Origin of the sequence: Accumulibacter sp., from assembly GCF_036625275.1 — a bacterium.
Lineage (GTDB): Bacteria > Pseudomonadota > Gammaproteobacteria > Burkholderiales > Rhodocyclaceae > Accumulibacter.
On record NZ_JAZKUD010000031.1, the window covers coordinates 19,615 to 44,951 of the forward strand.

Here is a 25,337-nt window from a genome sequence, read left to right on the forward strand (position 1 = left end):
GCGCTGCCTGGCCATCGTTGCCCACGCACCGGCCCTACCACTTCTTCCTGGCCGGCGCCATGGCTTTGCACATCCTGCCCGGCATCCGCAGGCTCGACTGGTAGGCTGAAATGGCGAGCAGTTGACCATTGTCGTACTTGCTGATGATTCTGACCATCTCCGGGTTGGCGTTGCGGCGCTTGCCGTCGCGGATCTCGGTCATCTGGCGCAGCAGGTATGAATAGTGCTGCCCGGCAATCACCGGATAACCCTTGTCCCTGGAGCCTTCGCCGCTGGCCCCATGGCATTCTCTGCACGCCTTCTCGTAAAGCGCCTTGCCGGTTGCCATTTGCCGGTCGGCGTCCGCCCCCTCGTAACGACCATGCCCGACGGGAATGCACAACCCTTCGATATGGGCGGCGACGTCGGCCAGCTCCTGCGGATCGGTCAGGACCGCGGCAAACGGGTACATCGTCGGGTTGTCGCGCACGCCGGTGCGGATGTCGGCCATCTGCCTGACCAGCACGCTGCTGTGCTGACCCGCGAGCTGCGGGATGCTGCCATCGGGAAGTCCGCCTGCCGACGGCAAATGGCAACTGCGGCACAACTCGTAGATTTCCTGACCGCGCTTCCGGTTGCCCTTGAGTTCCAGTGCTGTACTCTTCTCACCGGCCGGCGCCTGCCATGGATAATCCCTGACCTCGATGCCCGCAGGCCGGGATATCGGCGGCTCGGCATGCGCAAGTAGCGCGGCAAGCATCGCCAGACAAAATCCCGGAACCTGTTTGTTCATTGTTTACCCCCTGCTGTTTGAAAACGGTATCGACCGCCGCGGCCAGCAGTCCACCGCGGCAATATGCCACAGATGGTGAACGCTGGTACTGCCGGATAATTTGATCTGAGTAAAATATTCTGACCGTGGCCGCTTCTCACTGCATCGCTCTGCTGCCGCTGGCGGCTGCCTTGTTCGCCAGGGGACGGCGCACGGACGATAATCTGCTGTCGCTACAAACCTCGACCGATACCCCACCTGATGACCAAGAATCTGTTGCTCGATGCAGCCATCCTGCTTGCCATCGCCACCCTCGCTGGCGTCGGATACCAATTGGCGCCGCTGCTCAACCCGAAAGCCGACATCGCACTGCCGTTGTCAGACTGTCATCTCGACCGGCAAGCCTGTGTCACGAAATTGCCCAACGGCGGGCAGATCGAGTTTTCGATCGAACCACGACCGATCCCGGTGCTCAAGCCGCTGCAGTTGCAGGCCAGCTTCGAGGCTACCGAGGTGCGCAAGGTCGAAGTCGATTTCAGCGGCAGCACCATGAAGATGGGCTACAACCGACCGCAACTCGAAAGACAGAGCGGCAGCGACCGCTTCGCGGCATCGGCCAGCCTGCCGGTATGCATCACCGGCAGTATGGAATGGGAAGCCACCGTACTCGTCGATACCGGCAAGGCCATCCTTGCCATCCCTTTCCGCTTCGTCACCAGCCACTGAAACCACGAGGGCCCATGTGGCGGCAGCGAAGCTTCGATTCCTGACCTTCGCCATATGCAGCCGCGCCGTGCCTGGTCCCGCGTTCTTCCTGGCCTGACGGGCAGACTGTGCAGCAATCAGGCAGCCGAGGAGCCCTTTCGCAAGCATAATGGCGACGCCTGTTGCAAAAAACCAACAACCTTTAACCTGCATTCAAGGAAAGCGTTCAGGGAACTTGCTCAGGCCATCGCCGTTTGCCAGAATCGCCAGAACTTCTCGTTTCTTTTTCGAGAGGTCCAGTTTGATGGAGCAGCAGCGAGCTTCATTGATCTCAAACCTAGAGGAGATTCACCATGCAAAAGAAACTCATCGCACTGGCAGTTGCCAGCCTGGCCTCGGGCGCTGCTTTTGCCCAGACCAACGTCACCATGTACGGCGTGGCCGACATCGGCTATATGTATAGCACCGGCGACGCCGGCAGGGTGGGTAACGTCCCGATTCCTGGCACCAACACCTTCAGCGGCATCAATTCCGGCCTGCTGGCTGGCTCCCGCCTTGGTTTCCGCGGTGAAGAAGCCCTCGGTAATGGCCTGAAGGCGATCTTCACCCTGGAGTACTCGCTCAACCTCGACAACAACAGCGGTGTCGGCAACACCGGCGGTCTCAACGCCCGTCAACAGTACGTCGGCCTCTCCCACGCCGGCTGGGGAACCGTCGCTCTCGGTCGCCAGTATGCTCCCGGCTACCTGGCCTCTGCCAACAATGATCCGTTTGGTGGTGCCGTGTTCGAACCACAGTCTTTCCTGACCGCCCAAGCCGGCAACAGCATCACCCCGAACAGCCCAGCCCGCTGGGATAACGCGATCACCTACACCAGCCCGAACTGGGGTGGCTTCACCGGCAAGGCGATCTACTCCTTCGGTGAGACCAGCTCCGGCGGCACTTACAACGACAAGCTGGTTAGCGTCACGGATAACGGCAAGTGGGGTCTCGGCGCCAACTTCGCCAAGGGCCAGTTCAACGTCGACGTCGTCTACCAGCAACGTCAGCACGTGACCAATGGCTCGCTGATTTCCGTTCCTGGGCTGACCGGCCTGTTCACAGCCAATGGCAAGTCGGTTGACGAAGTGTACGTCGGCGGCAGTTTCGACCTCAAGTTCGTCAAGCTGATGGCCAGCTGGCAGGGTCAGAACGACAAGAACGCGGCCAACCTGGACAACCAGAGCTGGCAAGTCGGCGCGGTCATCCCGGTTCTCGGCTCCAGCAACATTCACATCGGCTATTCCGAACTGTATTGGGATCAGGGTAGCCAATGGGTTGGCGGCGTCAAGGTCAAGCGCCCGCTCAACGACGATTCGCAGTCCGCTGCTCTGGGCTGGACGACCGCCTTGTCCAAGCGCACCACGCTGTATGCCGGTTATGTCTGGGTCAAGAACGACAAGAGAAGCTACGCCGGCGGGCCCGTCACCGGGGTTGCAGCGCGCGGCGAAGACAACAATACCGTCCTGGCCGGTATCAATCACAAATTCTAATTTGACCTCGGTCAACCTGGTTTCTGAAACGGGCGCTTCGGCGCCCGTTTTTTTGTTTCTCCGCAATGCTCTCCAGAATGTTCTTGGTCTTGAACATCATGCATGAGCGCTCATCGCGCTTGTTCTGGCCAGCTTTCAGTAACCCCCTGCGCGATCAAGCCGAGGGAAACAACGCTTCCTCCGTCAAAAGCCGCTCATCCTCAGCGTGACAAAAATACAACAAATACGCTTTACTTGCCTGAAAAGGGGTTGCGAAGGTTGCTTCAAACGCGTCTGGCTGCCAGAATCAGGCCGTGTTCCGCCAATGATTTCGCTGCTACAGCGGCTCAGGCTGGTGGATGTGGATTTTGAGCTTCATGTTTACAGACCTACAGGAGATAGCACCATGCAAAAGAAACTCATTGCCCTGGCCGTTGCGAGTCTGGCCTCGGGCGTCGCCACGGCCCAGACCAACGTCACCATGTACGGTGTTCTTGACCTGGCCTACGCCTACAGTTCAGGGAACGCCGGCCGCGACGCTCTCGGCATCAAGATTCCCGGAAAGAATACCTTTAGCGGCCTGACCGGCGTCGGTGCCGGCAATCGCCTCGGCTTCAAGGGCGAAGAAGCCTTGGGCAACGGCCTGAAGGCGGTGTTCACGCTCGAGTACGGTCTCGATCCGGACATCAACTGCGGCATTGGCACTTGTGGCCTCAACGCCCGCCAGCAGTTCGTCGGTTTGGCTAGCAAGTACGGCACCGTTGCCCTCGGCCGTCAATATGCTCCGGGTTTTAACGCAACCGCCAACAACGACGCACTTGATGCGAGCGACTTTGCCATCCAGTCGAGCCTCAGTGCGCTCAATGGCATGACGATCACACCGAACAGCCCGGCCCGTTTCAACAACGCCATCACCTATACCAGCCCCAGCCTGTCCGGCTTCAAGGCCAGTGCCATCTACAGCTTCGGCGAGACCCGGGATGCTTTTGGCGGCTACAACGACAAGCGGGTCAGCGTCTCGGATAACGGTAAGTACGGTCTTGGCCTCAACTATGCCAACGGCCCGATCAATTTCGACGCGGTCTGGCAATCCCGTACCAATGTCTCCGTCCCGACCGCTACTCCTCCCTACGAGTTGGCCGGTACCGACAAGAGCATCAATGAATGGTACGTCGGCGGAAGTTACGACTTCAAGGTCGTCAAGCTCTTTGCCAGCTACCAGGCTCTGGACAACAAGAACAAAAGGGATGTGGTCACGGGCCTCAGGGTTTCCGGCATCGAGGACAGCAATCTCTGGACGCTTGGCGTGACCGCGCCAATCGGTCGTGGCACGCTCGGACTGAGCTACGGCAGACTGACCAGCGACCGCAAATGGACCAGTGATGGCGTCAGCTGGGGCGCAGGCACCCAGTACACCTATCCGCTGTCGAAGCGCACCTCTCTTTACGGCGCCTATAGCTACTTCAGCAACAACAATAACGTGCTGCCCGGCAACGCTGGACAGGCGATCGCCATCCCGGGCATCGTCGGTGCCACGGGCGAAAGCAACTACGCACTTGGTGCCGGGATTACGCACAGCTTCTGATTTCAGTCTGTTCGCAGAATCGACGGGCGCCTTGGCGCCCGTTTTTTCACTTTTGAAGCACACCCAAATCTTGCTTGCATCAGGCGGCGGCATTCTGTAGAATCGCCGCCTTTCGACCCAAGCAGCAGTTTTTATAGGGACAAACATCCATGGCCAACAGCGCACAAGCTCGCAAGCGTGCCCGCCAAGCCGTCAAGCAACGCGCCCACAACACCAGCCTGCGCTCGAGTCTGCGCACTGCCGTCAAGCGCGTGCAAAAGGCCATTCTGGCTGGCGACAAGGCGGCGGCGCAGAGCATTTACCAGGAGTCGGTATCGGTGATTGATCGCATCGCCGACAAGAAGATCATCCACAAGAACAAGGCAGCACGCCACAAGAGCCGCCTTTCGGCGCAGGTCAAGGGCCTCGGCGCATAAAATCCGGCACGTTGGTCAACAAACGGCGCCTGCGGGCGCCGTTTGTTTGTGCCGAAAGGGAAGAACTCAACCGTCTCAACCCATTCAGCGCCGCGTCGGCCCAGTTCGGCCTGCTGTCGCACCGACCGCATTCTGGCCCGAATCGCAATGGGCGACCGATTGACGATCAAGGTATAATTTCAGGGTCGAGATATAATATTAGGCTTTACTAATATTGCATTATAATTGTGACAAGGAATGCTATGGCTGCGGTCAAGATGGACATGGAACAGGCTCGCTTCAACATGATCGAGCAACAGATCCGCCCTTGGGAGGTGCTGGATCCGGAAGTACTCGGGCTGCTTGCCGCGGTCAAGCGGGAAGTCTTTGTCCCCGAGACACTCACGTCGCTGGCGTTTGCCGATCTGGAGTTGCCGATTGGCCACGGCCAGACGATGCTGCCACCGAAGATTGAAGCGCGCATTCTCCAGGAAGTGGGGCTCAGGAACACCGACATCGTTCTTGAGGTGGGGACTGGCAGTGGGCATATGGCTGCACTCCTTGCATCAAAAGCCGAGTATGTTCATAGCGTCGAGATCGATCCGATCCTTGCTGAGACTGCCCGCCGTAACCTGCGGCATGCAGGTGTTGCCAACGTCAACGTCGAAACGGGTGACGCTTCACAGGGCTGGTCGGGCCACGCCCCCTACGATGTGATCGTCATTTCGGGTTCTCTGCCGGAACTGCCCGACGTATTTCTGCAGCAACTCAAGCTGGGCGGTCGCCTCGCTGCATTCATTGGCGAAGCGCCCGTGATGGAAGCACGGCTGATCATCCGCACCGCTGATCAGGCGTTCAACACGATCAATCTTTTTGAAACCGTGATCGCGCCGTTGACCACCAGGAAGCGCCAGAGCTTCGTTTTCTGAAAGCTGCTCGAACATGCGGCGCCGCTGGGTGCTCGGACTGCAGAGCGGCTGGCGATGATCATTGCTTCATCGCCTACTGAAAGTGAGAGAGTGTGATGCCCTTGAGACTCCGTGTCGGCAGATCCAGCCTGGTGTTGGCGACCCTCCTGTCGGCGGCTCCCGCATGGGCCGCTGACCTGGTGCAGGTCTATCGTGAGGCCCTCGCCTACGACGCCCAGTACGCGGCTGCGCGGGCGGCTGCCGAGGCCGGACGCGAGAAACTGCCGCAAGCGCTTGCGGGCCTGCTGCCGACTATCGGTGCGACCGGCAATACCTTCTGGAACGACACCCGCTACAAGGTGGCTCTCAGCTCCGAGAGGCAAAGCTACCAGAACAAGTACAACAGCCACAGCTTTGGCGTGAACCTGACGCAGCCGCTGTTTCGCTGGCAGAACTATGTTCAGTACGACCAGTCGAAATTGCTGCTCATGCAGACCGAGGCCAATTTTGCGCAAGCCGGACAGGATCTGATCCTGCGCGTTGCCCAGGCATACTTTGACGTGCTCTTCGCCATCGAAAACCTGCGCGCTGTACAGGCCAACAAGACGGCGATCGCTCAGCAACTCGAACAGGCGAAGAAAAACTTCGAGGTCGGTACGGCAACCATTACCGATACCTATGAGTCACAGTCGCGTTTCGACCTGGCGACTGCTCAGGAGATCGCGGCCGACAACGATCTCGAGGTGAAACGTTACGCGCTGCGCGTGCTGGTGGGCAAGGACCCGGGTGAACTGAATCGGCTGAAGCCGAGAGCCGTGATTGAGCCGCCGCAACCGGCAAGAATGGAACCCTGGGTAGAGGCGGCCGAACGTGACAGTTTTGTCGTTCAGGCACAGCAGGCAGCCGCCGAAGCGGCCGCCAAGGGAGTCGACATCAGCCGTGCTGCGCATTACCCGACAGTCGACATGGTCGCCAGCTACGGGCAGAACAACGGCCCTGGACAATTTGGGGTCGGTTCGATCGACACCACCTCCGGTCAGCTTGGTCTGCAACTCAATATCCCGATTTTTCAGGGGGGTGCCGTCAACTCGCGAATCCGTGAAGCCATTGCCAGACGCACGGGAGAACAGGCTGCGCTGGACAATGCGACCCGCAACGCGGCGCTCGGCGCACGTCAGGCCTATCTCGGCGTGGTCAATGGTCTTGCCGGAGTCCGCGCACTCGAGGCGGCGCTGGTTTCGAGTCTGAGTTCGCTGGAATCGAACCGGTTGGGCTACGAAGTCGGTGTGCGCATCAACATCGACGTGCTCAATGCCGAGAATCAGGTCTATGTTACTCGGCGCGATCTGGCCAAAACCCGTTTCGACACCTTGATCAACCAGCTCAGGTTGAAGGCCGCAGTCGGGGCGCTGACCGAAAGCGATCTCGAACGGATCAATTCACTGTTCGAGGCACCCTGACGGTGATGGCGGTGGCAGGCAACCCCGATCAGGAAAGCCATCAACGGTTGTTGCCCTCGTTTCCCGAACCCTTTCTCACTGGCAGGACGGGGGAGTTTCGTGAGTCGCTGACGCAACTTTCACAGCCAGCTGCCCGATCAATGCCATGGTGCGCGCCGTCGCACCACGGTGGGTCTGACTGAAGGTCGTCGCGGCAGTACGCATGGCCAGCAGCGCTTGCGGATGCAAGAGCAGATCCCTGGCCGCCAGCGCCGCTGCACCCGCATCCGGAACTGCACGCGCAGCTCCACAGGCGATGGCGTTTGCACTGGCCTCTGCAAAGTTGAAGCAGTGCGGGCCAAGCAGGACCGGACAGCCACAGGCCGCCGCCTCGATCAGATTCTGGCCGCCAAACGGCAGCAAGGTTCCTCCCATCAGCGCCAAATCCGCGAGCGCGTAGTAGGCGACCATTTCACCCATGCTGTCACCCAGCCAGACCTGCGTATTACGGTTTGGCAGTTCCTCGCGGCTTCTGCGGCAGAACGCCAGCCGGCGATGGCCAATCAGTTCGGCCACCTCGGCAAAGCGTTGCGGGTGGCGCGGCACCAGTAGCAAAAGCAGGTCGGGAATGTCGAGTTCGGTCAAGGCATCGAGGATCAATGCCTCCTCTCCTTCACGGGTGCTGGCAGCGAGCCAGACCGGACGGGCAGCGAGTATTTGCCGCCAGTGCGATCCCTGCTGAAGCATGGCCGGCGCAGGGGTGACGTCAAATTTCAGGTTGCCGCAGACACTGACCTGGCGTGCGCCAATTTTTTGCAGACGTTCGGCGTCGGCCACGCTCTGTGCCGCAACCGCGCTCAGCGATGCCAGAGCTGGCCTGATCAGGCTCGGCAGGCGTGCATAGCCACGCTGCGAGCGCTCCGACAGCCGGGCGTTGATCAGCGCCATCGGTAATTTGCGCCGCCTGGCCGCCTCGATCAGGTTTGGCCACACCTCGGTTTCCATCAGCAATCCAAGCTCGGGCTGGAAGTGATCGAGAAAGCGCCCGCAGGCAGCGGGCAGGTCGTAAGGCAGATAAGCCTGCGTCAGCCGCCCTGGGTGCCTTGCCAGCAACTCCTGACCGGTGGCGCGACCAGTCGGAGTCATGTGCGTCAGCAGGACGCCGTGCCCAGGGTAGGCACGCAGAAGAGAATCGATCAGCGGGGCCGCAGCACGTGTCTCGCCGACCGAAACGGCGTGCAGCCAGAACAGCCGCCGAGGTGGGCGCGAGGCGTAGAAGCCGTGCCGCTCAGCCAACTGCTGCAGATACTCGGGCTGCCTGCGCGCTCGCCAGAACAGACGCAGCCAGACCAGCGGCATGGCCAGATAGAAGAGCAGCGAGTAAAGCAGACGGCTCATCGGCGCAGGACATGCTCGGCAACGGTCAGCACCTCTCTGACCGACGGTGACGCGCCGGCACCGCCGAGATTGCGTACGAAGCCGCTGCCATGAACCCCGGTCAGCGCCGGATCGGTCGCGATGTACAGGGCAATGACCGGAACACGCAAGGCTGCGGTGAGGTGCGCAAGGCCGGTATCGACGCCGATGGCCAGGCTGGCCCGGGCAATCACCGCGGCGACCTGCGGCAGACTCAGCGGCGGTGGCACAACCGCAGCGGTGAGTGCGGCGGCGATGCGCTCGGCACGTTGCCTTTCGATCGCGTTGCCGGCCGGCAGGACCAGCGTCAGCCCACGCTCGCAAAGGGCCTGGCCCAGTTCGCACCAGCGCCGTTCATCCCACAGCTTGTCGTCGCGACTGGTCGCCGTCAGTAGAACCCCCAGACGATCGCCACTGAGCCAGCCGGTTTCGATCGGCGGCGCCGAAATTCCGTAGTCGAGCGGCAGGTCGAGCGGATAGCCGAAAGCGGCGGCGGCCAGCCAGCGGTTACGTTGCACCGCATGCACATTGCGTGGAATGACGAAGGTTTGGTCATAAAACCGTGCTGCCAGGGGTTCACGCGCGGCTTCGGCGGCGTAACCGCAATGCCGGCCCTGCGCTTGTCGGGCAATCAGTGCGCTTTTCAGCAAGCCTTGCGTATCGAGCACGATGTCGTACGCCTTGCCATGGATGAGTCGCCGGAAATCACGCAGTTCCCGCCAGGTGGAGAGCCGGCCGGGATTCCGGCGCCAACGTCTGAGGGCCACCGGAATGACCTGGTCGAGCGCGGGGTGCAAACGGGGAATGTCGGCAAAAGACTCTTCGACACACCAGTCAATCAGCGCTTCGGGAAAGACATGATGCAGATCGCTGAGCACCGGCAGGTTGTGAATTACGTCACCGAGCGACGAGGTCTTTACCAATAGGATGCGCATCGGTGGGCCAGGGTGATGAAGGCAGTAGCCGGGAAGTGCGCATTATAGGAGATGCCGGCCGGCTGCAAGGCTGGGAGACAACAGTGCAGCGCTATAATGCCGCCGCCTGCGATTCCCTCGCAGCAAGTCGGCCCTGTTTTGGAGACGTTGTCAATGAACTCCCCTGTGATTCGTCCGGTCGTCCTTTGTGGAGGGTCCGGAACCCGGTTGTGGCCACTTTCGAGAACGCATTATCCCAAGCAGTTTCTCTGTCTGATTGATGATTTTTCGCTGCTCCAGAATACCTTGCGACGACTCGACGGCCTCGCAGGACTCGGCAAGGCGATTGCCGTGGCCAACGAAAACCACCGCTTCCTGGTCGCCGAACAACTCCTGGAAATCGGGCTGAAGGCCGACATCCTGCTTGAGCCGGCAGCGCGCAATACCGCGCCGGCGGTTGCTGCGGCTGCGCTGCAGGCTCTCTGCGAGGAGGGTGAGAAAGCTGCACCGCTGCTACTGGTACTTCCCTCGGATCACGTGATTGGCGATGTCGTCGCTTTCCAGAATGCGGTCAGGGCAGCGATCCCGCATGCCAGCGCCGGGGCTCTGGTCACCTTTGGCGTGCTGCCTGAGCGCCCGGAGACCGGCTACGGCTACATTCGCCGTGGCGATCCGGTGCTTAACGGCTATGCGCTCGCGTGTTTTGTCGAAAAACCCGATTCCGAGACTGCACAAACCTATCTGGACTCGGGCGACTACTTCTGGAACAGTGGCATGTTCCTGTTTCGCGCCGATACCTACCTCGAAGCGCTCGACCGCTTCGCGCCGGCGATCCGCAACTGCGTGACCACGTCGGTGGCGAATGCGCGCCGCGATCTCGACTTTCTCCGCCTCGATCCGGTTGCTTTTGCGGCCAGCCCGTCGAACTCGATCGACTATGCGGTCATGGAAAAGACCGAGCGGGGGGTGGTGATTCCGCTGGCTGCCGGCTGGAACGACATCGGCGCCTGGGATGCCCTGTCGACCATCGCACAGACCGGTGCCAATCGCAACACGCAACGCGGCGATGTGCATAGCGTCGACACCCACGATTGCGTCCTCTTCTCCGAGGGACGATTGCTTGCCACGGTGGGGGTCAGGGAACTGATCGTGATTGCCACCCCCGATGCGGTACTGGTGGCCGACAAGTCGAAAGCGCAGGAGGTCAAGGCGCTGGTCGAAGAATTGAAGTCCGCGACGCGTAGCGAAACTGAATTTCGGCACATCGTGCATCGCCCCTGGGGCAGTTACGAGGGGGTGGCGAACGGCCCGCGCTATCAGGTCAAGCGCATCCTGGTCAAGCCAGGCGCGAGCCTCAGTCTGCAGAAGCATCATCATCGCGCCGAGCACTGGATCGTCGTCAAGGGCACGGCACAGATCGCGCGCGGCGACGAATCGCTGTTGCTCTCCGAAAACCAGTCGACCTATATTCCGCTCGGCGTCATTCATCGCCTGGAAAACCCCGGCAAGATCGACCTCGAAATCGTCGAAGTCCAGTCCGGTAGTTACCTCGGAGAAGATGACATCGTTCGTCTGGAGGACAGCTACGGCAGATGAATCTGCTGCCGATACCGCTTGGACCCTGCGCGGGTTATGATTCGCCCGCCGATCGCGGCATGCATTCCCCCGCAACCCTGCTTGAAAGGTATTCCCCATGATTCTGGTTACCGGCGGCGCCGGCTTCATCGGAGCCAACTTCGTGATCGACTGGCTGACGCAGAGCGATGAAGCACTGATCAACCTCGACAAGCTGACCTATGCGGGCAATCGCGAAAACCTCGCCTCGCTGGCCAACGACCCGCGGCACCTCTTCGTACACGGCGACATTGGCGACCGCGAACTGATCAACCGCTTGCTGGAGCAATACCAGCCGCGCGCAATCATCAACTTCGCGGCCGAATCACACGTCGACCGCTCAATCCACGGCCCGGAAGATTTCATCCAGACCAATATCGTCGGGACCTTTCATCTGCTGGAAACCGTGCGCGCTTACTGGAGCGGCCTACCTGACGAGGCCAGACAGGGCTTGCGCTTCCTGCAGGTATCCACCGACGAAGTCTATGGCTCCTTGGCCAGAGACGAAGCTGCTTTCAGTGAAACCCATCGCTACGAGCCCAACAGTCCCTACTCGGCAAGCAAGGCAGCGGGCGACCACCTGGTGCGCGCCTACCATCACACCTATGGCCTGCCGGTGCTCACCACCCACTGCTCGAACAACTACGGCCCTTACCACTTCCCCGAGAAGTTGATCCCGCTGATCATCGTCAATGCCCTCGCTGGCAAGTCCTTGCCCGTCTATGGCGACGGCCAGCAGATTCGCGACTGGCTCTACGTCAAGGACCACTGCAGTGCCATCCGGCGCGTCCTTGAAGCCGGTCGTCCCGGTGAGGCCTACAATATCGGCGGCTGGAACGAAAAACCCAATCTGGACATCGTACACACGGTCTGCGCACTGCTCGACGAGTTTCGACCCCGAGCCGACGGCAAGCCCTACCGCGAACAGGTCAGCTACGTCACCGACCGGCCCGGCCATGATCGCCGCTACGCCATCGACGCCCGCAAGATCGAACGGGAACTTGGCTGGAAACCGGCGGAAACCTTTGATACCGGTATCCGCAAGACCATACTGTGGTATCTGGAGAATCAGGACTGGGTTCGTCATGTCCAGTCCGGCGCCTACCGTGATTGGGTCGAAAAGAACTACGGCGAGCGCCAGCCATGAAGATCCTGCTCTTCGGCAAGCGCGGACAGGTCGGCTGGGAATTGCAGCGCAGCCTGGCGCCGCTGGGCCAGATCGTTGCTCTCGATTACGAAGGTGCCGGCAGCCTGTGCGGCAGTTTCACCGATCTCGCCGGACTGGCTGCCTGCGTGCGTGCGGTCGCTCCCGACATCATCGTCAACGCCGCTGCCCATACGGCAGTCGATCAGGCCGAGTCCGAACCCGAACTGGCAAGAACCATCAATGCCCTGGCACCCGGCGTGCTCGCCGAGGAAGCCGGGCGGATCGGTGCCTGGCTGGTGCATTACTCGACCGACTACGTGTTTGATGGCAGCGGTGAAGCCCCGTGGCGAGAAAGCGACCCGACCGGCCCGCTCGGTGTCTACGGCAAGACCAAGCTCGCAGGCGAGCAGGCGGTGGCCCGCTGCGACCGGCATCTGATCTTTCGCACCAGTTGGGTCTTTGCCGCGCGTGGCAACAACTTTGCCCGCACCATGCTGCGGCTGGCGAGCGAGCGCGATCAACTCCAGGTCGTCGCTGACCAGATCGGCGCGCCGACCGGGGCCGATCTGCTGGCGGACGTGACCGCACACGCCATTCGCAGCGTACAGCAGCGCCCGGACCTCGCCGGTCTCTACCATCTGGTAGCCGGCGGCGAGACCAGTTGGCACGGCTACGCCCGGCACGTGATCGAGCAGGCACGCGCGGCCGGACAGGCGATCAGGGTGAATCCAGAGGCCATCCAAGCCGTCCCGAGCAGTGCCTACCCGGTCCCCGCCCCACGCCCCCACAACTCCCGTCTCGACACGTACAAGTTACAGGCCGCCTTTGACCTGGTCCTGCCGGATTGGCAAACGGGAGTGGACCGCATGTTGCTGGAAATCCTCGGACAATGAGTGGAGGGCGCACTCCAGGTACGTGCCACTAACGGTCATGATTTTTCCAGCCACCCCGATCATGAAAGTCATGACCGTTTCCCTCCCTTGCAGGGCTCATTCCGGCTGGCACGCCGGAATCGCTCGATGGGCGCGGAGCATGCTCCGCGAATTCCCCCTCTCGCCCCCCGACCCCTCCCATGGCCCGCGCTGCATCGCGGCCCGGCTACGGCGGCGCGGAGCAGCGCTCCGCGAAACCCCGCCTTCGCCTCCCGCGAGGGAGAGGGGAGATTCGTGAGTCGCTGACGCGACTTTCACATTAACGGTCATGACTTTTTCCGGGCCAACTGATCATGATGCGTTGTGCCGGCGTCTGCTCGATGAACTGCTCGCCCGACATGGCGATGGCGAGGGTCTTGGCGAATGCCGACAGGCAACCGTAGAAATCACCCTGCAGTTTTTCATCGGCAAGCAGAGCCTCGAACGCTGCCTCATCCTGCCGGTTCTCGATTCAGGGCTGCCGGTCGTAGCTGGCCAAATCACTGTCGAGAGACCAGATACGGACACGGCTCATGGGGTGCAAGGCGCAATTGCGTTCCCATTCCTTGATGATCGAGAGATCCGCCAAACTCACCCCCTCGCGCTGCTTTTTGGCCGACTTGCTGCGCATGACCGTATCCGGGAAGTCTCCCAGCCACTTCAAAAATTCTTCACGGTCTGGAAAATAGGTCGCCCGATACGGAGCATTTCCGCCAAAAGCCTTTGTGACATCCTCCAAAAGTCGGGCGGCATGTTGGCGCCGCGTTTGCCCATCCGCGAGATCGGCAATGTGATTACCGGTTTCCCATACCGTGGCCAAGGGCAAGAGGAAGTAATCCCCGCAGCCGATTGAATCCTGGAGTGTGGTAAACACTTCGTCGCGATCTTGATTGAAATCCGGGACATCGAGAATGTTCAGATAGACGGAGGTATCAAGCAAGACGATGGTGCTCATTGTCCTGCACCCCGCTTCATTGTCTCCAGCCATGCCACGGCGCGCTCCTGCCGATCAAGCGCCTGTGGTTGTTTGATAAAGCGCTCCAGCGCTCCACTGGTTACCAAGGCACCGAGCGAATCCTGAGCGATCAGTTCGGGATAATCCGGGACATCCTGTAAACGCACCACGCGGCTTGCCCCTTGTCCTGGATCGCGATAGCAGAACAGCACATCGGGCAAAGCGGAATCCGGTAGCGCGTCGAGCATGGCCGGATTATGTGTGGAAAGAAGCACCCGCAATCCGCGCCGCTCGGCGATGTCGCGAATATTGGCCAGCAGGCGTCGTGCCCTGCTCGGATGAACGCCATTGTCGATTTCCTCGATGACCACCAGGCTGCCCTCCGGCGCGGAGAGCATGGCCGCGGCAATCGACAGCACGCGTAGCGTTCCGTCGGATAACAGCGAGGCATCGTAATCGCGTGTTTGGCCGCCGAAGGTCTCCGTGAGTTTGACCATGACCCCGCCACGTGGCTCCTCCAAGAAGGACAGGCTGGCGATGTCCTGCTCCGGCAGGCTTTGGATGAAAGAGAGGATGGCCCGGCGCTGACTCTCGAACGGCTCCTGTCCGCCGCGTTGTTGCTCGATGGTCTTCTCGCGGTCGGCGCCCCAAAGCCTGTAGAGCACGGCTGACAAATTACGGCCGTCGCCCTGCAATACGCTGTCCGAAGGAAAAGCGTAATCACGCATGCGGGCAGGAACAGGATCGAGAAACAGCATGGCAGACAAGCCCTGCTCGACTTGCTTGACCACGGGGGGAATACGTTCACGCGAGGCTTTGTGCGCTGAGCCAAAGGTCGCAGGGCTGGCCAGTTGCGTGAAAATCGCAGCCTGATCCGAGCAAGTGACATGCGGTTTGTTAGGACCCTTGGAAAAATTGTTGTAAGCCACCCCCGCGTCGGTCCCTCGATCATGCGAGGGCTGATCCAAGGCGTAGAGCGGTACGGTTGCGTCGTTGTGGGTCAGCTTCTCGGCGGCAATGTGAAGCCCATCCGGCCGGCGCACGAGCGTCATCGACAACCGGTTCCATTCCATATCGCTGGTTTGCGCCCCCAAACCGAAGGAGTCGCCGTGCTCGAAAGGCAAATCGTCGATCGTGCCACGCACCACGCGATCCCCACTCTGCACCGCGTATTGAATGGCCGACAGTCTCTGCCCCTGCGCAAGCCAGGACAGCAGGCGCATTCCCTCAATCGCGTTGCTCTTGCCTGAAGCATTGGCGCCGATCATCACCGTAAGTGGCGCCAAGGGAAGCTCGGCCTGCCGGTAGCTTTTGAAGTTCTCCAATGTGATGGCAGTCAGCATGAGGCAAGCTCCTTTTCGAAGGTCTGGTGATACGGTTCGACGATACGCTTGTTGGTCGCAAGCATCGATCGCTGAGCTTTGGTCCAACGCCCGCGCGACGGATCGAACCACCTACAGACCGGCGAGCGCCGCCACCCAGGCTTCGGCACTTGGACGCAGCAGTTCGAGGATCGGCAGCGGATAGACGCCGACCGCGATAATCAACAGGGTCGGCAGGAGCAGCCAGGCCAGCTCGCGTGGCAGCAGGTCGTCGGCGGCGACGAGGTCGGGATTGCGCAAGGGTCCGAGAAAGGCCTGCCGGAAAGGCGACAGGAAGGCTGCGGCAGCGAGCACCATGGCGAACAGCGCAGCGAGGCCGGCACCGGTATGGCTGTGCAGCGTTTCGACGATGATCAGCAGTTCTCCGGGGAAGCCGCTGGTTCCCGGCAGGCCGATGCCGGCCAATCCGAAGAGCAGGAAGAAGCCGGACAGGAGTGGCATGCGGTGGATCACGCCACCGAGCTGGCTGATGTCGGTCGAGTCGCTCCGGCGCTGCAGGAAAGCGAGGACCAGAAAGCCGCCGCCAGCGGCGACGCTGAAGTTCAGCAGTTGCAGCAGCGCTCCCTGCAGTGCCGAAACCGAGAACGATGCCAGCCCCAGCACGACCAGCCCGACATGCGACAGGCTCGCGTATGCCAGTACGGCGCGCAGATTGCTCTGTGCCAGTGCCGCGACGCTGCCGTAGAGAATGGCCACAGTGCCGAAACCGGCGAGCAGCCAGTGCAGCTCGCGCGCTGCGAGCGGCGCCAGCGGAATGGCGAAGCGGATCAGCCCGTAAGCGCCGAGTTTGAGCCCGACCAGCACGGCCGTCACTGCCGCTGGCGCACCCATCGCCAGTGCGGGTAGCCAGGTGTGCAGCGGCAGCAGCGGCACCTTGACGCCAAAACCGGCGAGCAGCAGCAGGAACACCAGATACTGGGTCCGCTCCGGCAGCGCTGTCGCCAGCAGTGTTGGCAGATCAAAGTGCAGTGCGCCGCTCTGTTCGGCATGCCCGAAAGCCAGTGCCAGGAGGCCAAACAGCAGCGGCACGCCGCCGGCGAGCATGACCAGGAAATAGCGCACGGCGGCTGCCTGGCGGCCGGCGCCCAGGCCCCACAGGCTGACCAGGAAGTACAGCGGCAGCAGCGTGAACTCCCAGAAGCAGAAGAACAGGATGCTGTCGAGTGCGCAGAAGACGCCGAGGGTGGCGGCTTCGAGCAGCAGCAGCAGGGCGAAGTACACGCCGGGGGGGATTGCGTCCGCGGCCGGAGAATGCCGCCGCCAGCCGGCGACGACCGCGCCGCAGAAGAGCAGCGCCGTCGCCGGCAGAAAGAGCAGCGAGAGGCCATCGACCCCGACCAAGTAGTGGATATTGACCCCCGGGAGCCAGCTCGCCGAATCCAGCAACTGGAAGTCGGGGTCCTGGTCATCGAAGGCGCCGACGATCAGCAGCGAGCAGAGCAGCGTCAGCACCGCGCTGCCGAGCGCGATCCACTGCGCACCGGCCTTGCGCCGCCACAGCGCAGCCAACAGCGCGCCAAGCAACGGCAGCGACAGCAGCGTGCTCAGCAGTGGCCAGGACGCCAGTTCAATCATGATGGAAATGGGTCGACAGCGCCTGCGTTGCCGCGTCGGTCAACTGCAGCCAGGGCTCGGGGTAGAAACCGGCTGCCAGCAGCACCAGCAGTGTGGCGCCACCAACGAAATACTCCATCTTGCCGGTGCGAGCGATGCGGGCTGCCGGCAGATCCCTGGGTCGCGGCGCGAGAAAGGCGCGCTGGAAAGCCCACAGCAGGAAACCGGCCGCAACGACGTTGCCGAGCGCCGTGGCGATGGTCGGCAAGGCGCCAAAGGTTTCGATCGACGCTTCCAGAACCAGGTGTACGGCGTCGAAACCGGGCGTCCCCGGCATGCCAAGCAGCGCCAGGCCGCCGATCAGGAAGGCAACGGCGATGAAGGGAACGCGGTCGAAGAGACCGCCGAGCCGATCGAGATGGGTGGTGCCGGTACGGCGGTACACGTAACCGACCATCAACAGCATCACCGTAATCGCCAGGCCGAAGTTGACGGCCAGCAGCAGCGCGCCCTGCAGGCCGGCCGGATGCAGCGTAAACAGGCCAATCACGATCAGACTGGTATGGCTGACGACTGCAAAAGCCATCAGCCGGCGCAGATTGACCTGCCGGAAAGCCATGCTCGCGGCAAAAAAGACGCCGACCATGGCGAAGGCCACGACATAGGGCTGCCAGATCATCACCGCTTCGGCGGTCAGCGGCAGCAGGAAGCGCGCCATGCCGTAGATACCGACCTTGACCCCGAGCAGCAGTACCGGGCCCACGGCGATCAGGCCGTAGCCAGCCGAGTTGGGGAGCCAGCCATGCAGGGGAAACAGCGGGGTGCGTACCGCCAGTCCATAAAACAGCAGATAGAAGGCCGCCGACTGGTATTTGCCGATCTGCGGCGTTTTCAGCAATTCGAAGAGGTCGAAGCTCCAGTGGCCGCCCAGGACGTCGGCGTGGCTCCAGACCAGGACGATGGAACCGGCCATGAACAGGCACCAGCCGAAGAGCTGATACTGCAGGAAGCGGGACAGGGCGAGGTTCTCCTCTCTGGCCGAAGCCCAGCGCCAGAGCAGGTAGCCGACCAGCGCCAGTTGTACTGCCGAAGCGCCGGCAAACCACAACAGGTTCATCGTCGTGAGCATGGTCATCTGCGACGACTCGATCAGCAACAGCACACTCAGGAGCTGTACCGGCGAGATCTGCTGGCGGGCCATGCCGTAGAAAGAGAGCAGCACGCCGAGCAGCGCCGTGAGCAGGATGAACAGCACGCTCACCCCGTCGGCCGCAGCATGGTAAGCGAACACATCGACGCGCTCGGCGAACTGCAGGAGGCTGGTCGACACGTCGATGCGGGCGTACAGGTCGATCGCCACGACCAGTTCGGCGACCGCGAAGATACGGCCGATGACCAGCGCCAGGTCGGCCTCGCGCATGATCAGCAGCAGCAGGGCCGCGGCCAGCGGCAAGCATTGCAGCGCTGCCAGTGGCGGGTAGCCGGCCTGCGTGGCCCAGAGGATTTCACTCACAGGATCACCACGAAAGTCGCCATGACCATCAGCATCAGATAGCGCGGTTGTTCGAGCAGCGATTCGATGGCATCCGCGTAGTGTGCGGCGCGTTGCAGCGACTTCTCCATTGCCCCGTCGCCGCTGAGCAGCAGGGCACTTTCCAGGCGCTGCATGCGGTTCGCGAAGTTGAACAATGCGTGACCGGCCAGGCCATGGCCACGGATCAGTTCGTCGGCCGCGTCACCGGTGCCAGGGCGTTCATCGTCGCGGGGTGCGCCGACGATCGGGTCGATGAAACGCTCGTCGAGCGCCCGCACGTCCCTGCCGAGCGCCAGCGTTGGACGCGTCAGCAGGCTGTTGGCCAGCGGTTCGATCCAGAAACGCTGCAGCGCCGCCGTGTACCCCCAGCGTTGCCCGGCCAGCCAGCGCGGCACCGGCGGCGCCGGCTGACTTGCCAGATGCATGTACGCCGGCGCGAGCAGAAACTGATACGCGCGCCAGGCGGCATGCAGGCCCGCGTGGCAGGCGGCCAGCCAGAACAGTCCGAGACCGCAGCAGCCGACCATCAGACCGACCTGGGTCACGGTCGAAAATACCAGCGCCGACTTGACATCGCTCTGCACCAGCGCACAGAGTCCGCCGTACACGGCGGTCGCCAGACCGACGACCGCCAGCAGTGCCAGCAGGTCGGGCACCTGTACGAGCAGACCCTGCAGGCGACAGAGCAGATAGACGCCGGCGTGCACCATCAGCGAACCGTAGAAGATTGCCGAAGACGGCGTCGGGCCTTCGAGCGCGCGCGCGATCCATGGCGTAAACGGCAATTGCGCCGATTTGACCAGCGCCGCCAGCACGAAACCGAACGCCAGCAGGCGCGCCGTCACTTGGGCCAGGCCGCCGTCACCGACCAGTCCGGCCCACTCGAGGCTGCCCACCGACCATGTCGCGAGGGCGATCCCGAGCATGAAACCGGCATCGCCAATGCGGTTGCAGAGGAAGACAAACAAGGCATTGCCGGTCGCGACCGGTCGTTCCCAGGCGTAAGCGATGAGCAGCCAGGAGCTGAAACCGGCAAGTTCCCAGCCGACGAAGGTCAGCACCGCGTTGCCGGCCAGAACGATCAGCAGGATGCCGGCAAGGAACAGGCTCATGCCGAGAAAGAAGCGCGGGAAAGCGGCCTCCCGGTGCAGATAGGTGGCCGAAAAACGGATCGCAATCCAGGCGATCAGGGTGACCAGCGTCGCAGCCGGCAGGCTGTAGGCGTCGGCCACGAAGGACAGGCGAACCGCTACGGCGCCGATACGCAGCCATTCGCCAAACTCCGGATGCGCCGGCAGGGCGCCAGCGATGGCCAGCAGATCGAAGACCAGCAGGAGCAGCAGTGCAGTGAGCGCGGCGGTGCCGGCGATGGCGGCCGTCAGCGGCTCGCCGGCATCGCCAGCGCCGCGGCGCAGGAGCAGAAGAATGGCGATCAGCGCGGCTGACAGCAGCGGCAACAGCGGCACCAGCCAGAACAGGTGACTGGCCATGGCCAACATTTCGAACAGCCCGTCGGGTGCGCTCATGCGGTCACCACCGGGCGCCGCAGCAAGGCTGGCGGCAAGGGTTCGCGCTGGCCGGCGAACCAGTCGGACGAACGCTCGGCCTCGGGCACGTCCGGCGCCGGCTGGCCCGTTGCCTGGGGGCTCCAGGGTTGCCAGCCGGTTGCCGGCGCGAAGAGATCGATGGCCCCCGTCTGTGGGTGTTTGGCGGCGAGAACGATCCACTCCTTGCCAATCAATTCCTGCAGGGGGGGCTGTCGCTGGTAGATCGCACTGATGATTTCCAGCGTCTGTTCGACGATCACCAGCAGCCGCATCGGTTCATGGATCTCGACCATCTGCAGCGGCAGGCCGGTGCGCAGGTCGGAACTGGCCCCCTGCATGATTCCGAACAACCCGGTCAGGTTGTGCATGATCTTGCTGCCACAGCCATAGCCTTCGTTATTGACGGTCGAAAAGTAGTATTCGAGGTTGATCCCGGCGCCAACCGGACCAGCCGCCAGCAGGGTCGCTTCGAGCACGCGCCCGTCGGTATCCGGCAGCGGATCGTAGGAAATCAGGAACACCCGTCGATCGAAAAATGCCCCGCGGCTCATCGTACGGCGGCCGATGAAAGCCGCCGCCACGGTGGCATGTCCGAGTTCGGGGCGTGCCTGCGCGATGTCCTGGCGCCGGTTGAACAGGTGCGCCTGCGCCTGCTGCGGTGAAGGGGCGCGCGGCGCCGAAGCGAAACGGCGGCAACGCTCGACGGCATGGCGGCGCGCCGCTTCCTGACAGTCGCGGCGCAGTGCGGCAAAGGCCTCGCGATGGCTGGCCGGCAATTGCTCGAGGTCGTACCAGACGAAGCTTTCATCGCAGGTGTTGTGCTCGGCGCCGATGAAGTGCGTCGTCTCCGGGATGACGATCCCCTGCCGTGCGAGTTGTGCACGCAACGCCGGCCGGTTGGTCATCGCGGCAAACACGCGTGCATTCGGCCCGCCGTGGCGGCCGGAACAGGCGCCGCAATCGTAGGCGGCGAGATGCGGGTTGTTGCGGCTGTCCGAACCGTGGCCGACGATCAGCACCAGTGGCGCGAAGTGGCTGGTCAGGCCGATGCTGCGCAGAAAAGCGCCGACGCGGGTCAGTTGCTCCTCTTCGCTGAAGCCGATTCGTGGCGCGTCGCTACTGGCGACCCGTTTTGCTTCGTCGGCCTCGGCGGTCAATTCCAGCGCACCCGGCAGCGGCTTGTCGAAGCGGTCGCGAGCGCGCTCAAGCAGCCTCCCGAGAGGTCCCGGCGCCAGCGTCCGCGCCAGTAGCGCGAGCAGGGCCCAAGGTGCGGCGGCAACGCTCAGCAGCGCAGCCTGCAGCCAGCCGCGCCGGCTGCCCTGATGCAGGCGTTCGCGCCACGCCAGGCGCAGCTGGCGACGCTGCTGATGCTGCCGGTACGCCGCTTCGGCGCCGGGCGGCAGGGTCTCGCGCACGCTATTCGTCGGGCGCACGACGATCGGACAGAGGGCGGTCGGCGCCTCGTCGTCGAGGCCCTGCCAGAACATCGGGGTGCCGAAGAAACCGGCGGCACCAAAGGTTTCAAAAGCCGGGTTGACCTCTTCGAGATGACGGCGACTGCCCTCTTCGCGGTCGTCCATGCAGAAAACCCACTGCGCCTGGGCTTTGCCGGCCAGCGCCGGTGCGCGGCCATGATTGGCGAGCAAGGCTGCAAAGATCTGTTGCCGATAGTGATGTTCGTAGGCCAGCAGCCAGAGCAGGCCGCGCTGGTCGTCAGTCAGGGAATCGGCGCAACCCAGCAAGGACTCCACCCCGGATCGGCCGATCTCGCGCAGCCTGCGACCAGTCAGTCCCAGTCTTTGTGCCAGGACGAACAGTGGCCAGGCGGCCAGTGCTTCGGTGTCGGTCGCTGCGGCGTCGGCGTTGTGCGTCTCCGTCAGGCGGCGGGCGAAATGCGGCCAGTCGCCATACGCTGTTTCGGCCGCCAGATGCGGCCGCACCTGGTCGAGCAGGTCGTCCGGCAACTGGCGACTGCCGGCCGCGTGCCTGACCGCCAGCTCAGCCGGATGATCGATGAAGTAGCCGCCGAGTTCGCCGAGCCGCAGGCCCCAGATACGGCGCAGCCACTGCTCGACATGGAGGCGTTCGAGTACCACGCGCACGGCGAGAAAATCGGCCAGGCTGACCGGCGGATCACCGCTTCCGGCGTGCGCTTCATGCCAGTGGTACATGCCGGCCCAGCCCGGCAATTCCATCGCCAGTCGCTGCAGATAGGCACTGCAGCGCGAATCGTCCATGCCCAATGGCTGCAGTTCGTTGGCGATCACCTGCAGCGGATCGTCGGCAAGTTGCCCGATGTCCTGGCGTGCGCCAGCGAATTCGTCAAGTTCCCAGGCCCAGTCGCTGCTGGCGCTTTGTCGCCACGCCATAAAAAAGCCCTGTGCTCGTGCCGGGTTTCTCCAGGCGGCCAGGCCGTGATCCAGGTGGGCCGCAAGATGGCGGATCAGGGCCGCCTGCAGAGCAGGCCGGATATCCTCACCCGTCAGATGAGCGAGCAATGCGCCAAGCGTCCATGGGTTGCCGAGACGGTCGAGCAGTTCCTGCCAGATCGTCGTGGCAGTGGCCGCCGAGGGCTCGGGGCAAGCGACGGCAGGCCGGGCAGTCGGCTCGCGCAAAGCGCATGCCGCTGCCCAGAGGTCGGCGACGGCCGCAGCCTCATCGTGGCCGTCCACAGCGGCAGCGTCCAGCAGCCGCTGCCGCACGACCGGGTCGAGATCCGCCTGCAGGCGCTCGCATGCCGATTTTTCTTCGATTTGCCAGCGCAGACGGGTCGATGAAAGGGTTCCCGGCGGCTGCAGCAGGGTCGCCTGCAGGATCTCGCCGCGACGCAAGCCGGGCAGCGCATCACCGGGCAGCCACTCGTCGGCTCGGGTTTCGGGCAATTGCCGCAAGGCGGCCGCGAGATCGTCCGCGTTCACTCGCCCTTCCTGAAACAGTTTCCGGCAGCGGCTCTCGTCGAGCCAGGGACGTGCGCCAGTCAGGCGGCCAGCTTCACCGAGCGCTTCGGCGAACGGCAGATGCTGGAAGGCGTGCAGGGTGTTGTGATGGACGAAATCGCGCAAGGGCGCCTGCGCCGGCAGCAGGTGCGCAAGCTGCTGTAGGCCGGCCTGTACGCGTTCCAGGCCGGGTGTGGCGGCGGCAATTTTCGGAAGGACGGATGAGGGCATGCGCGGACTCGCTCAGGCGCCGAAGGGGGTGGCCAGCCGGCTCAGCGAAGTGGCCATCAGGCGCAGCAGCGGTGCCGGCAGGATGCCGATCCAGACGATGCCGCCGGCCAGCAGCCAGGCGGCCGCGCATTCCGTGCGATTGAGGTCGGCGAAATGCGCCACCCCAACCGACGCCGCACCGACAGGCCGCTCGGGTCCGGTTGACAGGCAGCGAATGGCGCGCAAGGCGTAGGCTGCGGAAATCAACACCGCGATCGACAGCAGGACCAGCCAGCTTCCCCAGCGGCCATAAGCGCCGATCAGCACCTGCAGTTCGGCGATGAAACCGGCGCTGCCGGGCAGGCCGACCGAGGCCAGCAGCGTGAACACGATCAACACGGCGAAGCGCGGTGCGCTGCGATTGAGCGAACCGTAAGTCGCCAGATCACGGCTGTGCGTGCGCTCGTAGAGCAGACCGATGAGCAGGAACAGCAGTCCGGCGGTCAGTCCATGCGCAACCATCTGGGTCAGCGCACCGCTGAGTCCGACCGGGTTGAGCGCAGCGATGCCGAGCAGGACGACCCCCATGTGCGAGATCGACGAGTAGGCGATCATCGCTTTCAGGTCGGTCTGCCGCCAGGCCAATACCGCACCATAGATCAGGCTGACCAGCGCCAGCAGCGCCAGCCAGTCCTGCAGCGCCAATGCGGCGGCCGGCAGGGTTGCAGCCGCACGGATCAGCCCGTAGGCGCCCATTTTCAGCAGGATTCCGGAGAGCAGAATCGAAATCGGACTCGGTGCCTCGACGTGTGCCAGCGGCAACCAGCCATGCAGCGGGACGATCGGCATCTTCACCCCGAAACCCAGCAGCAACCCGAGAAAGACCAGAATCTGCGTACGCACCGGCAACTGTGCGCCCCCGGCGGCCAGGTCGACCATCGCGAAGCTGTGGCCGGGGGCGACATCGTAGAGCAACAGCAGCGCGATCAGCATGAATACCGATCCCCCCAGCGTATACAGGACAAAATTGAGCGCTGCCCGATGACGGTTGACGCCTCCCAGGCGGTCGATCAGGAAGAACAGCGGGATCAGGGTCAGCTCCCAGCAGACGTAGAACAATGACCAGTCGCGCGCCGTAAACACGATCAGCAGCGAGGTTTCAAGGATCAGCAACAGCGAGAAATACAGTTTGGCGCCGCTGCGGATGCTGGTCGAGGAGAAGATTGCGACGAAACAGAGCACCGTCGCGAGCAGCACCATTGGCAGCGAGACACCGTCCACGCCGAGCGCGAAATGCGAGCCGACGCGCGGATTCCACGGCCGGGTTTCAAAAAACTGGATATCCGCGCTGGCCGGATCGAAGTCGAGCAGCAACAGGCCGGCACAGCACATCGTCGCGGCAGCGATGGCGCTTGCCAGATGGCGCAGCAGATCGACGCGGCGGCTCGGCAGCAGCGACAACAGCGCGGCCCCCAAAAGCGGCAGCAGCAACAGCGTCTTCAGCATCGCCGGACAAGGGCTCCGGAAAGTGATGCCGCTTCCCTTGCTATTCTTCTTTTCATGGACGACGATTATGCCAGTATTGGCTGCGGCCGCACCGCCCCAGTTCCCAGTTTCAACATTTTGGAGTCGAAAGATGAGTCAGACCATCTGCCGAAACCTGCGTATACATGGCCGGGTTCAGGGTGTCGGCTACCGCTGGTCGCTGTGCGCCGAGGCCGAACGACTCGGCCTCTCCGGCTGGGTCCGCAATCGTCGCGACGGCAGTGTCGAAGCGCTGGTCAGCGGCCCGGCCGAGGCGCTTGACGCGCTGCTGCTCTGGGCACAGCGCGGACCCCCGATGGCCAGGGTCGACCGCGTTCTCTGCAACGAGGGCAACGCTGCGGAAATCGGCGCGACGGACGGGTTCCGGCAGATTGCCAC

At 62.9% G+C, this 25,337-nt stretch carries 20 protein-coding genes; 10 read left to right on the forward strand and 10 right to left on the reverse strand.

The window, feature by feature from the left end; translation table 11 throughout:
• Positions 1–34: 34 nt before the first annotated feature.
• Positions 35–772: a c-type cytochrome gene (locus tag V5B39_RS11605; RefSeq protein WP_332343053.1), complete on the reverse strand. Its 738-nt coding sequence runs from the start codon at positions 770–772 to the stop codon at positions 35–37.
• 240 nt (positions 773–1,012) lie between these two features.
• Between V5B39_RS11605 and V5B39_RS11610 the strand changes: the two genes are divergently transcribed.
• From V5B39_RS11610 to V5B39_RS11635, 6 genes are all read left to right on the forward strand, one after another.
• Entirely contained in the window at positions 1,013–1,477 is a 465-nt protein-coding gene (locus tag V5B39_RS11610) for a hypothetical protein (RefSeq protein WP_332343054.1), read from the forward strand.
• Positions 1,478–1,809: 332 nt separating this feature from the next.
• Positions 1,810–2,988, forward strand: coding sequence for a porin (locus V5B39_RS11615; RefSeq protein ID WP_332343055.1), 1,179 nt, complete (start codon positions 1,810–1,812; stop codon positions 2,986–2,988).
• Positions 2,989–3,373: 385 nt separating this feature from the next.
• Positions 3,374–4,552, forward strand: coding sequence for a porin (locus V5B39_RS11620; protein ID WP_332343056.1), 1,179 nt, complete (start codon positions 3,374–3,376; stop codon positions 4,550–4,552).
• A 149-nt stretch (positions 4,553–4,701) separates the two neighbouring features.
• On the forward strand, positions 4,702–4,968 hold the full coding sequence (gene rpsT / locus V5B39_RS11625; RefSeq protein WP_034945454.1) for a 30S ribosomal protein S20: 267 nt from the start codon (positions 4,702–4,704) through the stop codon (positions 4,966–4,968).
• 257 nt (positions 4,969–5,225) lie between these two features.
• Positions 5,226–5,876 carry a protein-L-isoaspartate O-methyltransferase family protein gene (locus V5B39_RS11630; protein WP_332343072.1) on the forward strand — a complete coding sequence of 217 codons (651 nt, stop codon included), beginning with the start codon at positions 5,226–5,228 and terminating at the stop codon, positions 5,874–5,876.
• A gap of 95 nt (positions 5,877–5,971) precedes the next feature.
• Complete coding sequence (locus V5B39_RS11635; RefSeq protein ID WP_332343057.1) at positions 5,972–7,315, forward strand: TolC family outer membrane protein; 1,344 nt, start codon at positions 5,972–5,974, stop codon at positions 7,313–7,315.
• Positions 7,316–7,390: 75 nt separating this feature from the next.
• Here the strand turns inward: V5B39_RS11635 and waaA are convergent, their stop codons facing one another.
• Positions 7,391–8,692 carry a lipid IV(A) 3-deoxy-D-manno-octulosonic acid transferase gene (gene waaA / locus V5B39_RS11640; protein ID WP_332343058.1) on the reverse strand — a complete coding sequence of 434 codons (1,302 nt, stop codon included), beginning with the start codon at positions 8,690–8,692 and terminating at the stop codon, positions 7,391–7,393.
• Positions 8,689–9,645 (reverse strand): lipopolysaccharide heptosyltransferase I, encoded by a 957-nt coding sequence (gene waaC / locus V5B39_RS11645; RefSeq protein WP_332343059.1) that lies wholly within the window; start codon positions 9,643–9,645, stop codon positions 8,689–8,691. Before waaC ends, waaA begins: the two co-directional genes overlap by 4 nt.
• Positions 9,646–9,798: 153 nt before the next feature.
• Here waaC and V5B39_RS11650 point away from each other — a divergent pair, with 153 nt between their 5' ends.
• The 3 genes from V5B39_RS11650 to rfbD all read left to right on the forward strand — a co-directional run bounded on the left by V5B39_RS11650 (position 9,799) and on the right by rfbD (position 13,278).
• Entirely contained in the window at positions 9,799–11,220 is a 1,422-nt protein-coding gene (locus tag V5B39_RS11650) for a mannose-1-phosphate guanylyltransferase/mannose-6-phosphate isomerase (RefSeq protein WP_332343060.1), read from the forward strand.
• 97 nt (positions 11,221–11,317) lie between these two features.
• Complete coding sequence (gene rfbB, locus V5B39_RS11655) at positions 11,318–12,385, forward strand: dTDP-glucose 4,6-dehydratase (RefSeq protein ID WP_332343061.1); 1,068 nt, start codon at positions 11,318–11,320, stop codon at positions 12,383–12,385.
• On the forward strand, positions 12,382–13,278 hold the full coding sequence (gene rfbD, locus V5B39_RS11660; protein WP_332343062.1) for a dTDP-4-dehydrorhamnose reductase: 897 nt from the start codon (positions 12,382–12,384) through the stop codon (positions 13,276–13,278). The genes rfbB and rfbD overlap by 4 nt, the downstream gene beginning before the upstream one ends.
• 490 nt (positions 13,279–13,768) lie before the next feature.
• Here rfbD and V5B39_RS11665 read toward each other — a convergent pair whose 3' ends face one another.
• The 7 genes from V5B39_RS11665 to V5B39_RS11695 form a co-directional block, all read right to left on the reverse strand.
• Positions 13,769–14,251, reverse strand: coding sequence for a hypothetical protein (locus V5B39_RS11665; protein WP_332343063.1), 483 nt, complete (start codon positions 14,249–14,251; stop codon positions 13,769–13,771).
• Complete coding sequence (locus tag V5B39_RS11670; RefSeq protein WP_332343064.1) at positions 14,248–15,594, reverse strand: AAA family ATPase; 1,347 nt, start codon at positions 15,592–15,594, stop codon at positions 14,248–14,250. Before V5B39_RS11670 ends, V5B39_RS11665 begins: the two co-directional genes overlap by 4 nt.
• Positions 15,595–15,705: 111 nt before the next feature.
• Entirely contained in the window at positions 15,706–17,208 is a 1,503-nt protein-coding gene (locus V5B39_RS11675) for a complex I subunit 4 family protein (protein ID WP_332343065.1), read from the reverse strand.
• The gene (locus tag V5B39_RS11680) at positions 17,201–18,700 is read right to left on the reverse strand and encodes a complex I subunit 4 family protein (RefSeq protein ID WP_332343066.1); all 1,500 of its coding nucleotides are present in this window, start codon (positions 18,698–18,700) and stop codon (positions 17,201–17,203) included. Before V5B39_RS11680 ends, V5B39_RS11675 begins: the two co-directional genes overlap by 8 nt.
• Positions 18,697–20,247 carry a proton-conducting transporter transmembrane domain-containing protein gene (locus V5B39_RS11685; RefSeq protein ID WP_332343067.1) on the reverse strand — a complete coding sequence of 517 codons (1,551 nt, stop codon included), beginning with the start codon at positions 20,245–20,247 and terminating at the stop codon, positions 18,697–18,699. The genes V5B39_RS11680 and V5B39_RS11685 overlap by 4 nt, the downstream gene beginning before the upstream one ends.
• Positions 20,244–23,435, reverse strand: coding sequence for a DUF2309 domain-containing protein (locus V5B39_RS11690; RefSeq protein WP_332343068.1), 3,192 nt, complete (start codon positions 23,433–23,435; stop codon positions 20,244–20,246). Before V5B39_RS11690 ends, V5B39_RS11685 begins: the two co-directional genes overlap by 4 nt.
• Positions 23,436–23,447: 12 nt before the next feature.
• Complete coding sequence (locus tag V5B39_RS11695) at positions 23,448–24,920, reverse strand: complex I subunit 4 family protein (RefSeq protein WP_332343069.1); 1,473 nt, start codon at positions 24,918–24,920, stop codon at positions 23,448–23,450.
• Between the two features lie 130 nt (positions 24,921–25,050).
• Between V5B39_RS11695 and V5B39_RS11700 the strand changes: the two genes are divergently transcribed.
• Positions 25,051–25,337 (forward strand): acylphosphatase (locus V5B39_RS11700; protein WP_332343070.1); only part of this gene is annotated, 287 nt, incomplete at its 3' end.

Excerpts from the sequence above, each read along its gene's own strand:
- V5B39_RS11605 (WP_332343053.1), bottom strand. The coding sequence starts at position 772 with ATGAACAAACAGGTTCCGGGATTTTGTCTGGCGATGCTTGCCGCGCTA.
- V5B39_RS11610 (WP_332343054.1), top strand. The coding sequence starts at position 1,013 with ATGACCAAGAATCTGTTGCTCGATGCAGCCATCCTGCTTGCCATCGCC.
- V5B39_RS11615 (WP_332343055.1), top strand. The coding sequence starts at position 1,810 with ATGCAAAAGAAACTCATCGCACTGGCAGTTGCCAGCCTGGCCTCGGGC.
- V5B39_RS11620 (WP_332343056.1), top strand. The coding sequence starts at position 3,374 with ATGCAAAAGAAACTCATTGCCCTGGCCGTTGCGAGTCTGGCCTCGGGC.
- rpsT (WP_034945454.1), top strand. The coding sequence starts at position 4,702 with ATGGCCAACAGCGCACAAGCTCGCAAGCGTGCCCGCCAAGCCGTCAAG.
- V5B39_RS11630 (WP_332343072.1), top strand. The coding sequence starts at position 5,226 with ATGGACATGGAACAGGCTCGCTTCAACATGATCGAGCAACAGATCCGC.
- V5B39_RS11635 (WP_332343057.1), top strand. The coding sequence starts at position 5,972 with ATGCCCTTGAGACTCCGTGTCGGCAGATCCAGCCTGGTGTTGGCGACC.
- waaA (WP_332343058.1), bottom strand. The coding sequence starts at position 8,692 with ATGAGCCGTCTGCTTTACTCGCTGCTCTTCTATCTGGCCATGCCGCTG.
- waaC (WP_332343059.1), bottom strand. The coding sequence starts at position 9,645 with ATGCGCATCCTATTGGTAAAGACCTCGTCGCTCGGTGACGTAATTCAC.
- V5B39_RS11650 (WP_332343060.1), top strand. The coding sequence starts at position 9,799 with ATGAACTCCCCTGTGATTCGTCCGGTCGTCCTTTGTGGAGGGTCCGGA.
- rfbB (WP_332343061.1), top strand. The coding sequence starts at position 11,318 with ATGATTCTGGTTACCGGCGGCGCCGGCTTCATCGGAGCCAACTTCGTG.
- rfbD (WP_332343062.1), top strand. The coding sequence starts at position 12,382 with ATGAAGATCCTGCTCTTCGGCAAGCGCGGACAGGTCGGCTGGGAATTG.
- V5B39_RS11665 (WP_332343063.1), bottom strand. The coding sequence starts at position 14,251 with ATGAGCACCATCGTCTTGCTTGATACCTCCGTCTATCTGAACATTCTC.
- V5B39_RS11670 (WP_332343064.1), bottom strand. The coding sequence starts at position 15,594 with ATGCTGACTGCCATCACATTGGAGAACTTCAAAAGCTACCGGCAGGCC.
- V5B39_RS11675 (WP_332343065.1), bottom strand. The coding sequence starts at position 17,208 with ATGATTGAACTGGCGTCCTGGCCACTGCTGAGCACGCTGCTGTCGCTG.
- V5B39_RS11685 (WP_332343067.1), bottom strand. The coding sequence starts at position 20,247 with ATGAGCGCACCCGACGGGCTGTTCGAAATGTTGGCCATGGCCAGTCAC.
- V5B39_RS11690 (WP_332343068.1), bottom strand. The coding sequence starts at position 23,435 with ATGCCCTCATCCGTCCTTCCGAAAATTGCCGCCGCCACACCCGGCCTG.
- V5B39_RS11695 (WP_332343069.1), bottom strand. The coding sequence starts at position 24,920 with ATGCTGAAGACGCTGTTGCTGCTGCCGCTTTTGGGGGCCGCGCTGTTG.